Raw genomic sequence first — 11,612 nt, forward strand, 5'->3', positions numbered from 1 at the left:
TACACCCCGTACACGCCCACCCGAACCGAAAGGCGAACCGCCGTGAGCAACCCCTTCGAGAACGACAACGCCTCCTACGTCGTCGTCCGCAACGACGAACTCCAGCACTCCCTGTGGCCCGCCGCCAACCCCGTCCCGGCCGGCTGGAACGTGGTGCACGGCCCCGACGGCCGCCAGGCCTGCCTGGACCACGTGGAGCGCGTCTGGACCGACATGCGCCCCGCCTCCCTGGTGGCCGCCCTCGCCGGGAACACCCCCCGTGGCTGAGCCCGCCCACCACACGGAGCAGCCCGCCGGGGCCGACCCCGTACGGACCCTGCGCACCCTCTTCGCCGACGTACTCGGCCACGGCGAGGTCGACGCGGACCACAGCTTCACCGGGCTGGGCGGGGACAGCATCCAGGCGATCCAGGTCGTCAGCCGCGCCCGCGCGGCCGGGCTCGTCCTCACCACCCGCGACGTGCTCCGCGCCGAGAACGTGACCGCGCTCGCCGCCACCGCCCGCGCCCACGGCCGGGCACGGGCCGGCGCGGGCCCGGCCGTGCCCCCGCGCCGGCTGGGCCCGCTGAGCCCCACCCCCATCATGGGCTGGCTGGCCGAACTCGGCGGTCCCGTCGACACGTACAACCAGTCGCTCGTGCTGCGCACCCCGCCGGGCTTCGGGGCGGCCGAGGCCGAACGCACCGTCCGGGCCCTCCTCGACACCCACGAGATGCTCCGGCTGCGCCTGCCCGACGGGATCGCCGCGGCCGGCGCCGAGCCGGTCGTACCCCCCGCGGGCTCCGTCACCGCGGCGGACCTGCTCGACCACGTGGACGCCCGCGGCAGGGGCGACGCGGAACTGCCCGCCCTGACCCGGGAGCGGATGCGGGCGGCGCGGCGGCGGCTCTCGCCCCGCGACGGCCGGATGCTGCGCGCCGTCCTCATGGACCGGGGAGCCGGACAGCAGGGACGCCTCGCGCTCGTCATCCACCACCTGGTCGTCGACGGAGTCTCCTGGCGCATCCTCCAGGACGACCTGCGGACCTGCGCGGCAGCCCTCGCCGAGGGCCGCGAGCCGGTCCTGGAACCGGCGCACACCCCCTTCGCGCACTGGGCCGACCTGCTGCGCGCGGAGGCCACCTCCGGCCGCCGCACCGCCGAGGCCGACCGCTGGGCCGCGACCCTGCGCGAGGCCCCGCAGGCCCTCGCCGGGGTCCGCGCGCCCGGCGGCCTCGACCCCGAGAGCCCGGAGCACACGCTCACCCTCACCCTGGGCCCGGACGTGACGGGCCCCCTGCTCACCACCGCGCCCGGCCTCGTCAACGGCACCGTCAACGACGTCCTGCTGACCGCCCTCGCGCTGGCCGTCCTCGGCCGGCGCGCCGCCGAGGGCGCGGACGGGCCGGACGAGGAGGGAGCCGTCCTCGTCGACGTCGAAGGGCACGGCCGGGAGGACGTCGCCGACGGCACGGACCTCTCCCGCACCGTCGGCTGGTTCACCACCGTGTTCCCGGTCCGCCTCGCTCTCGGCCGCCCCGACCTCGAAGGGGCCCGGGCCGGCGGACCGGCGATCGGCGCCGCCCTGCGCCTCGTCAAGGAGGAACTGCGCGCCGTACCGGACAAGGGCATCGGCTTCGGCCTGCTGCGCCACCTCAACTCCCGTACCGGAGCAGGCCTCGCCGCGCGCGGCATCCCCCAGATCGGCTTCAACTACCTCGGCAGGTTCCCGATGGGCGGCGACGCACCGTGGGACGCCGCTCCCGGGCACGCCTTCGCCCTCGACGACGCCGACGAGGGACTTCCGATGGCGCACGCCGTCGAGGTGAACGCGGCCGCCCACGAGGGCCCCGACGGACTCACCCTCAGCGCCACCTGGACCTGGGCGGACAACGCCCTCGCGGGGCCGTGGGTCCACGACCTCGCCCAGGAGTGGTTCACCATGCTGCGCGCCGTCGTCACCCACGCCGCCCGCCCGGACGCCGGCGGCCTGACCCCCTCCGACGTGTCGCTCACCCGGGTCAGCCAGGCCGACCTCGACACCTTCGAATCCCAGCTCGGAGCCCTGCTGTGATCCCTCTGTCCCACGCCCAGCAGCGGCTGTGGTTCCACGCCCGCGACGGCGCCGACGGCGCGCTCTACCACATCCCCGTCGGGCTCCGGCTGAGCGGCGCCCTCGACCGCACCGCCCTGCACGCCGCCCTCGCGGACGTGAGCGCCCGCCACGAAGCGCTGCGCACCGTCTTCCCGGACGAGGCGGGCCGCCCGTACCAGCGGGTCCTGGACCCCGCGGACGCCGCCCCGGCGCTCACCGTCACCGAGGGCCCGCCCGCCGAACGCGCCGGGCCGGCCGCGCGGGCATCGTCCCGCCCCTTCGACCTGTGCACCGAACCCCCGCTGCGCGCCGACCTGTTCACGGACGGGGACGAGGACCACTACCTGCTCCTGGTCCTGCACCACATCGCGGGTGACGGCCACTCCGTCAACATCCTCGTCCGTGACCTCGCCGCCGCCTATACCGCCCGGACCGCCGGCCTGCCGCCCGAGTGGCCCGAACTGCCCGTCCAGTACCCGGACTACGCGCTGTGGCAGCGCGAGCTCCTCGGCCCGGCCCAGGACCCCGACTCCCTGCACGCCCGACTGCTCACCCACTGGGCGAACGCCCTCGACGGCCTGCCCGACGAACTGGCGCTGCCCGCCGACCGGCCGCGCCCGGCCGTCGCCGGCCACCGGGGCGCGGTGGTGGAGGCACGGACCGACGCCGCCACCCACGCGGGTCTGGCCGCACTGGCCCGGGACGGCCGCGCCACGCCGTTCATGGCCGTCCAGGCCGCCTTCGCGGTCCTGCTCACCCGCCTGGGTGCCGGCACCGACCTGCCGCTCGGCTGCCCCCTCGACGGGCGGGACGACGAAGCCCTCACCGACCTCGTGGGGCTCTTCGTCAACACCCTGATCGTGCGCGCCGACACCTCCGGCGACCCCACGTTCACCGAGGTACTGGGCCGGGTGCGCACCGCCGCACTGGCGACGTACGCCCACCAGGAACTGCCCTTCGAATCGCTGGTCGAACGCCTCAACCCGGCCCGCTCGGCCGCCCGGCACCCGCTCTTCCAGGTCGCCGTCTCAGCCCAGCGCACCGAGCCGCAGGCCCCCGCCTTCGCGGGCCTGACCGCGCAGGTGGAGGCGGTGCGCACCGACACCGCCAAGTTCGACCTCACCCTGGAGGTCGAGGAGCTCCACGACCCGGCCACCGGAGCACCCGGGGGCCTGGCCCTCGGCCTGGAGTACGCGAGCGACCTGTTCGACGAGGGCACGGTCCGGCGCCTGCTGGACCGGCTCGTCCAGCTGATCGGCGCCGTCGTCCGCGAGCCCGGGATCCCGGTCTCCGCACTCGACGTACTGCTGCCGGGGGAGCGGGCCGACCTCCTCGGGCACTGGCAGGGCGCACCCGCCGCCGCCGACGCCCGCACCGTCCACGAGGCCTTCGAGGAGCGGGCCGCCGCCCACCCGGACCGGCCCGCCGTGCGCTGCGCGGGCCGGGAGACCACGTACGCCGAACTCGGAGCGACGGCCGAGCTGTTCGCCGGCCGGCTGCGCACCCTCGGCGTCCGCCCCGGCGAGGCCGTCGCCGTCCTGATGGACCGCTCGGCCGACCTGGTGGCCGCCTGCCTGGGCATCCTCAAGGCCGGGGCCGCCTACCTGCCGCTGGACGCCCGGGCCCCCGGCGTCCGTACCGAGGCCGTGATCGCCGCGGCCGGGGCCACCGTCCTCGTCACCGACGTCCCGGAGGGCGAACCCGTACCGGCGGGGCCGCGCCACGTACTGCGCCCGGCGCAGCCCTCTGCCGAAGAGACCTCCGAAGGGGCTGCCGAAAGGGCCGCGACGGCCGGGCCGGCCGGACATCCCGACGCCCTCGCCTACCTGATGTACACCTCCGGCTCCACCGGCGTCCCCAAGGGCGTGGCCGTCTCCCACCGCGAGGTCGTCGCCCTCGCCACCGACCGGCGCTGGCGCGGTGGCGCGCACGAGCGGGTCCTGTTCCGCTCCCCGCACGCCTTCGACGCCTCCACCTACGAGCTGTGGGTGCCGCTGTTGAACGGCGGGCTCGTCGTCGTGGCACCCCCCGGCGACCTCGACGTCGACGCGCTGGCCCGGCTGATGACCGAGGAGCAGGTCACCGGAACCTTCCTCACCGCCACCCTCTTCAACGTCCTCGCCGACCGCTGCCTGCCCGCACTCGGCTCCCTGCACGAGGTGATGACCGGCGGCGAGGCCGCCTCCCCGTCCATGGTCCGCCGGGTCCGCGAGGCCTGCCCCCGCACCACCGTCACCAACGCGTACGGCCCCACCGAGACCACCACCTTCGCCGCGACCTTCGCAGTGGGCCCCGGCCAGGACGCCCCCGACGGTACGGTGCCCATCGGCCGCCCGCTCGACGGCACGCAGCTCCACGTCCTCGACGAACGGCTCGGCCTCGCCGCGCCCGGCGTCACCGGCGAGCTCTACATCGCCGGCGCCGGACTCGCGCAGGGCTACCTCGGCCGGGCCGCGCTGACCGCCGAACGCTTCGTCGCCTGCCCGTACGGACCACCGGGCGCCCGCATGTACCGCACCGGCGACCTCGCCCGCTGGAACGCCGACGGCCAGGTCGAGTACCTCGGCCGCGCCGACCGGCAGGTCAAGATCCGCGGGCTGCGCATCGAACCGGGGGAGATCGAGCACGCTCTGGCCGCCCATCCGGCGGTGGGCCAGGCCGCCGTCACCGTCGTGGACACGGCCGCCGGCGCCGCGCTCGCGGGCTACGCGGTCCCGGCCGAGGGAGCCACCGCCCCCACCCCGGCGGAACTGCGCGAACATCTGCGCGCCCGGCTTTCCGACTACATGGTGCCCACCACCCTGACCCTGCTCCACGCCTTCCCGGTGACGGCCAACGGCAAGACCGACCTGGCCGCCCTGCCCGCGCCGGACCCGACGGCCGGCGCCGCCGGTGCCCACCAGGAGCCGCGCACCGACGACGAGCGTGCCCTGTGCGCGATCTGGGAGCAGGTCCTCGGCCTGCCGCGGATCGGCGTCCACGACAGCTTCTTCGACCTGGGCGGCCACTCCCTGCTCGCCACCCAGCTGCTCGCCGAGGTCCGGACGCGCTTCGGAGCCGCCATCGGCATCCGACAGTTCTTCACCGGCCCCACCGTCGCCGAACTCGCCGCGGCCCTGCCCGCCGCGGCGGCCGCGGGCGCCGCCGCGCAAGACCCGCCGATCGTCCGCCGGGCCCGCCGCACCCAGACCGCCTGACCCCAGAAGGAACACCACGATGAACCACCCGCCGTCCACCCCCGCTCCCACTGCCGCTCCCACCGCCGCGCCCGCCGCGGCTCCCGCCGCGGCTCCCGCCGCCCGCTCGCTGGTCGAGGACGTCCTGCCGCTCTCCCCGCTCCAGGACGGCATCCTCTTCCACGCCCTCTACGACGAGGACGAACGCGATGTCTACGTGGCCCAGTTGCTCCTCGACCTCGACGGCCCCCTCGACCCGGACCGGCTGCGCGCCGCCGCCGACACCGTCCTGGAACGGCACGCCAACCTGCGCGCCGCCTTTCTGCGCCGCGCCACCGGCGAACCTGCCCAGGTCGTCCGGCGCGGCGTACGGACCCCCTGGCAGCAGGTGGACCTGACCGGGCTCGACGAGACCGGGCGCACCGCCGCCGTCGACACCCTCCTCGCCGAGGACCGGGCCACCCGCTTCGACCTCGCCCGGCCGCCGCTGCTGCGCTTCACCCTCATCCGCACCGGCCCGCTCTCCCACCGGCTGCTGCTCACCTACCACCACATCCTGATGGACGGCTGGTCCTGGCCGGTCCTGGTGCGCGAACTCCTCGCCCTGCACCATGCCGACGACGCGCCACTGGGCCCGGTCACCCCGTACTCCGCCTTCCTCGGCCGCCTCCACAGCCGCGACACCGTCGCCGCCCAGGACGCCTGGAGCCGCGCGCTCGACGGCCTCGCGGGCGGCACCCGCACCGCGCCCGTGTCCCCGCCGCCCGGCACGGTCCTGCCCGACCGCGTCGAGACGTACCTCCCCGCATCCCTGACCGAACGGCTGGGCGCCCTCGCGCGCGACCACCGGATCACCTCCGGAACCCTCCTCCAGGGCGCCTGGGGGCTGCTGCTCGGCCGCCAGATCCGCTCCGAGGACGTGGTCTTCGGCGCCGTCGTCAGCGGCCGCGATCCCGAACTGCCCGGTGTCGCCGACATCGTGGGCCTGTGCATCAACACCGTGCCGGTCCGGGTCCGCATCGACCCCGCCGAGCCGCTCGTCGCACTGTTCGAGCGGCTCCAGGACGAGCAGGCGCGGCTGATCGACCACCACCACCTGGGCCTGGTCGAGATCCAGCGGCTCGCCGGAGCGGGGGAGCTCTTCGACTCCTGCGTCGCCTTCCAGAACTACCCGGTCGACGCGGCCGGCCTCGCCGCCCTCGGCGCGGGCGGACTCGAGGTCACCGGAGTCGACCCCCACGACGCCGCCCACTACCCGCTCTCGCTGACCGCCATCCCCGGCGACCGGCTGCGCCTGCAGATCGACTACCGTCCCGACATCTTCGAACGGGACACCGCCCAGGCCCTGCTGGAACGCCTCGCCCGGCTCCTGCAGGCCGTCGCCGACGACCCGTCGTGCCCGGTGGGCACCGTGGACCTGCTCTCCCCGGCCGAACGCCACCGCGTCCTGGTCGAATGGAACGACACCGCGCGCGACGAGCAGTACGCGGAGGCCGTCGAGCGCGTACGGCAGCAGGCGGAGCGCCGCCCCGAGGCCGTCGCCACCACCGACGACACCGGCCGCGAGCTGACCTACGCGGCCCTCGTCGCCCGCGCCGACGCCCTCACCCTGGCCCTGCTCGCCGACGGGGTGCGCCCCGGCGACCTGGTCGCCGTACTCAGCGAGCCCACCGCCCGCGTTCCCGTCGCGCTGCTCGGCATCCTCGGGGCCGGAGCGGCGTACGTCCCGCTCGACCCCGAGGGCCCGGTCACCCGTACCGCCGACCTCCTCGCGAGCGGCGGGATCGGCCGGCTGCTGGCCGCCCCCGAACAGCGCACCCGCGCCGGGGAGATCGCCGCCGCCGTCCCGGGCGGACTGCCCGTCCTCGTGATCGACGATGCGGCCGTGTCCGGGGAACGCCCGGCGCCGGCCGGCGGCCGGGACGCCCTCGCCTACGTCTGCTTCACCTCCGGCTCCACCGGCAAGCCCAAGGGCGCCATGGTCCACCGCCGGGGCATGAACAACCACCTCCTGGCCAAGATCGAGGACTTCGCCCTCGGCGAGGGCGACCGCGTGGTGATGAACGCCCCGCTGACCTTCGACATCTCCGTATGGCAGATGCTCGCCCCGCTGATCACCGGCGGACAGGTCCACCTCGTCTCCCGGGACACCGCCCCCGACCCCGCCGCCCTCTTCGGCGAAGCCGCGCACCGGGGGATCACCGTCCTGGAGACCGTGCCCTCCTTCGTGCGCGCCGCCGTCGACCTGTGGGACACCGGGGTGCGGCCGCCGGCCCTGCCCGAGCTGCGCTGGTTCGTCGTCAACGGCGAGGTGCTGCCCCCCGAACTGTGCACCCGCTGGTACGCGCACCACCCGCAGGCGGCGATCGTCAACGCCTACGGCCTCACCGAGTGCTCCGACGACAACACCCACGCCTTCATCGGGCCCGACGTGCACGCCCAGCTGGAACACGGCCGGCTGCCCGTCGGCCGCCCGCTGCGCAACAACACCCTGTACCTGCTGGACGCCGCGCTCGCACCCGTACCCCCCGGCGTACCCGGCGAGCTCTTCATCGGCGGCACCGGCGTGGGCCCCGGCTACCTGCGCGACCCCCGCCGCAGCAGCGAGCGCTACGTCCCCGACCCCTTCAGCGCCGAGCCGGGCAGCCGCATGTACCGCACCGGGGACCTCGCCCGGATGCGGGCCGACGGGCAGCTCGACTTCCTCGGCCGGCAGGACCACCAGGTCAAGATCCGCGGCAACCGCATCGAACTCGGCGAGGTGGAGACCGCGCTGCGCGCCGTACCCGGCGTGGGAGAGGCCGTCGTCGCCGTCGACCGGGACCACGCGGGCCAGCAACGGCTCGTCTGCTACTTCACCGGACCGCCCACCGCCGAGGAGCTCCGCACGGAACTGGGCCGCACCCTGCCCAACTACATGGTCCCGTCGCTCTTCCTGCACCTGCCGCACTTCCCCCTGACCGTCAACGGCAAGCTCGACCGCAAGGCGCTCCCCGACCCGGCCACCGTGCACCGCCCGGCCGGCCGGCTGCCCTCGACCCCCGCGGAGAAGGCGGTCTGCGAGATCTTCGCGTCCGTCCTCGGCCTCCAGGAGGCGGGCATGGACGACGACTTCTTCGCCCACGGCGGCCATTCCCTCCTCGCCACCCGGCTGACCGGACGCATCGGCACCGAGCTCGGGGTACGGCTGGGCATCCGCGACCTCTTCGAGACGCCCACCCCGGCGGGCATCTCGGCCCGGCTGGCCGAGGCCGCAACAGCACCCGCCGCCCCCGCCCGCCCCGCCCTGCGCCCCCGCTCCCGCGACGGGGCCTGACCCCACCCGACCGGGCCCGGCCGCGCCGTGCCCCCGCGAAGAGCCCGCCCGCACCCGGCCCGTATCCCCAGGAGACACCACCACCATGAGCCCCAGCGAGACCACCCCCGTGCCCCTGCTCATCGCGCACCGGGCCGGGATCACACCCGAGGCCACCGCCGTCCGTGCGGCCGAAGGGGAGCTGACCTACCGCCAGCTCGACCGGCGGGCCCGGGCGGTGGCCGAGGAGCTGCGCGCCGCCGGCGCCGGACCGGAGGACACCGTGCTCCTGGGGGTGCGCCGGGGCATCCACTGGGCGGTGGGGCTGCTGGGCATCTGGTACGCGGGCGCCGCCGCCCTCCTCGTGGACCTCGAGGCCCCCGACGAGCGGCTGCGCACCCTGCTGGACGCCGCCGGCACCCGGCACGCGGTCACCCCGGACACGTACGCGGCCGCGATGCTGCAACGCCGTACCGGACGCGAGCTGTTCTGGGCCGCCACGACCACCGCCGCCGCCACGACCACCGCCGCCCCCACGACCACCGTCGCCCCCACGGCGGCGGCCGGACCGCCCGCCGGCATCGCCCCGGGCGCCCTCGCCTACGTGCTCTTCACCTCCGGCTCCACCGGGCTGCCCAAGCCGGTCGCGGTCGGCCACACCGGGCTCGCCGCGCAGGTCCGCACCCTGGCCGAACGCTACGGGCTGACCGCCGCGGACGCAGTGCTGCAGTTCGCGGCCCCCGCTTTCGACGTCAGCCTGGAAGAGGCCCTGCCCACCTGGTGCACGGGCGGCACGGCCGTCTTCGTCACCGACAACGTCCTCTCGCCCGCCGAACTGGAGCCGTTCCTCGCCGAGCAGCGGATCAGCGTCGTCAACCTGCCCACCCCGTACTGGACGCAGTGGGCCAAGGACCTGGAGCGCGCCCCGCGGGCGCTGCCGGACGCGCTGCGCCGCGTGGTGATCGGCAGCGACGCGGGCCGGACCGCGGACCTGGTGCGCTGGGCGGCCGCCGGTCACCCCCCGGTGGTCAGCTGCTACGGCCTCACCGAGTCCACGATCACCGCCACCTCCTACGAGCCCGGACCGGCGGAACTGGCCGCCTTCGCGGGCGACGAACTGATCCCGCTCGGCGAACCACTGGCCGGCGTACGCGCCTACGTCCTCGACGAGGAACTGCGCGAGGCGCCCCCCGGCGCTCCGGGCGAGCTCTACCTGGCGGGCTCCTGCCTGGCCCGCGGCTACCACGGCCGGCCGGCGCTGACCTCCGAGCGGTTCGTCGCCGACCCGTTCGCCGGCGCCCCGGGCGAGCGCATGTACCGCACGGGCGACCGGGTCACGCGGGCACCCGGCGGTCCGCTCGTCTTCCTCGGGCGGGCCGACGACCAGGTCAAGATCCGCGGGCACCGCGTCGAACTGAAGGAGGTGGAGGCGGCCGTGGCCGCCCACCCGGACGTGGTCGACGTGGTCGCCCGCGCCGTCGCGGCGGACGGCGGACCGCAGCTGGCCGCCTGGGCCGCCCTCACCCCCGGCAGCGCGCTGACCCCGGATGCCCTGCGCCGTCACCTTTTGGCCAACATGCCCGGGTACCTCGTACCGGCCACCGTGACCCTGATGGAGCGGCTGCCGCGCACCCCGGGCGGCAAGCTCGACCCCCGGGCGCTTCCCGCGCCCGCCCCCCGATGAACCAGCGACCCGCGGACCCCGTCCGCACCCAGACAAGGAACGCACCCGTGTCCGTCACCACCGACGAGTCCACCGAGTCCGTGCCCAGCGCGGAGCACCGGCAGCGCAGGGACTTCCGTCTCTTCATGTCCTCGCACATCTGCAACGAGCTGGGCAGCAGCATCACCTACGTCGCCCTCCCGCTGATGGCGGTGCTCACCCTGGACGCCTCGCCGATGCAGGCGGGCCTGCTGGCCGCCGCCGAACACGCGGCCTTCCTGGTACTGGGCCTGCCGGCCGGTGCCTGGGTCGACCGGATGCGCAGGCGCCGCGTGATGATGGCCGCGGACCTGGCGCGCACCGTCCTGCTGACGGCGCTGCCGGTGGCCTACCTGCTCGGCCTGCACTCCATGCCGCTGCTGTACGCGGTCGCCCTGCTGCTGGGCTGCGCCCGGCTGTTCGGCGACGTCGCCGACCAGAGCTACCTGCCGACGCTCATCGGCAAGGACACCCTGACCGCCGGCAACTCGAAGCTGGAGACGGTGCGGTCGGGCGCGGAGTTCGCCGGCCCCGGCATCGCCGGTTTCCTGGTGCAACTGCTCGGCGCCGCCGGGACGCTGGCCGGCCAGGCCGTCACCTCTCTGGTGTCCGTGGTGCTGCTGGGGCGGATCGGCGTCCGCGAGGAGAAGCCGGAGCCGGCCCCCCGCCGCCACCTGCTGCGGGACATCCGTGAGGGGCTGGACTACGTCCTGAGCCACCGCGTCCTGCGGCTGATCGCCCTCAACACCGCCGCCGTGAACCTGTTCCTCAGCGCGGTGATGGCCATCGAGGTGCTCTTCCTGACCCGCACCGTGGGGCTGCCGCCCGCGGCCGTCGGCTGGGTGCTGACGACGGCCACGATCGGCTCGGTGCTCGCGGCGACCGTCGCGGACCGGGTGACCCGGGCCGTCGGCGCGGCCCGGCTCACGTGGCTGTCCCTGTTGGTGACCATGCCCTTCGGTCTGCTGCTCCCGCTCGCGGACAAGGACTGGAGGATCGGCCTGTTCGTCCTGGGCTCGTTCGTCCAGTCGGCCGGTGTCACCCTCTACAACATCTGCCAGGTCACCTACCGGCAGACCGTCTGCCCGCCGCACCTGCTCGGCCGGATGACCGCCACGATGCGCTTCCTCGTATGGGGCGTCCTGCCGCTGAGCGGCCTCCTGGCGGGGTTCCTCGGTGAACTGCTGGGCGTGCGCGACGCGCTGTGGCTGTGCGCCGCCGCCCTGTCGGTGGCCCCGCTGGTCCTGCTGTGCTCCCCGCTGCGCCGGATGCGCGATTTCGAGGACGACGACGGGACCGAGGACGGGACCGGGGACGGGGACGGGGTCGAGGCCCCCGGAACCCCGGCCACGGCCGCGCGGGAGG

At 75.4% G+C, this 11,612-nt stretch carries 6 protein-coding genes; all 6 read left to right on the plus strand.

All coding sequences use genetic code 11. The features are described from left to right. Nucleotides 1–42: 42 nt before the first annotated feature. Nucleotides 43–267 carry an MbtH family protein gene (locus ACFWNV_RS05130; RefSeq protein WP_266874801.1) on the plus strand — a complete coding sequence of 75 codons (225 nt, stop codon included), beginning with the start codon at nt 43–45 and terminating at the stop codon, nt 265–267. Beyond that, on the plus strand, nt 260–2,053 hold the full coding sequence (locus ACFWNV_RS05135) for a condensation domain-containing protein (protein ID WP_383940688.1): 1,794 nt from the start codon (nt 260–262) through the stop codon (nt 2,051–2,053). The genes ACFWNV_RS05130 and ACFWNV_RS05135 overlap by 8 nt, the downstream gene beginning before the upstream one ends. Next, on the plus strand, nt 2,050–5,271 hold the full coding sequence (locus ACFWNV_RS05140; protein WP_383940690.1) for an amino acid adenylation domain-containing protein: 3,222 nt from the start codon (nt 2,050–2,052) through the stop codon (nt 5,269–5,271). Before ACFWNV_RS05135 ends, ACFWNV_RS05140 begins: the two co-directional genes overlap by 4 nt. Nucleotides 5,272–5,290: 19 nt before the next feature. Further along, complete coding sequence (locus tag ACFWNV_RS05145; RefSeq protein ID WP_383940692.1) at nt 5,291–8,566, plus strand: amino acid adenylation domain-containing protein; 3,276 nt, start codon at nt 5,291–5,293, stop codon at nt 8,564–8,566. 85 nt (nt 8,567–8,651) lie between these two features. After that, nucleotides 8,652–10,229, plus strand: coding sequence for an amino acid adenylation domain-containing protein (locus tag ACFWNV_RS05150; RefSeq protein ID WP_383940695.1), 1,578 nt, complete (start codon nt 8,652–8,654; stop codon nt 10,227–10,229). 47 nt (nt 10,230–10,276) lie between these two features. Next, on the plus strand, nt 10,277–11,612 hold a 1,336-nt coding region (locus tag ACFWNV_RS05155; RefSeq protein WP_383940698.1), incomplete at its 3' end, for an MFS transporter.

This window comes from Streptomyces sp. NPDC058401, from assembly GCF_042722885.1.
Taxonomy (GTDB): Bacteria; Actinomycetota; Actinomycetes; order Streptomycetales; family Streptomycetaceae; genus Streptomyces.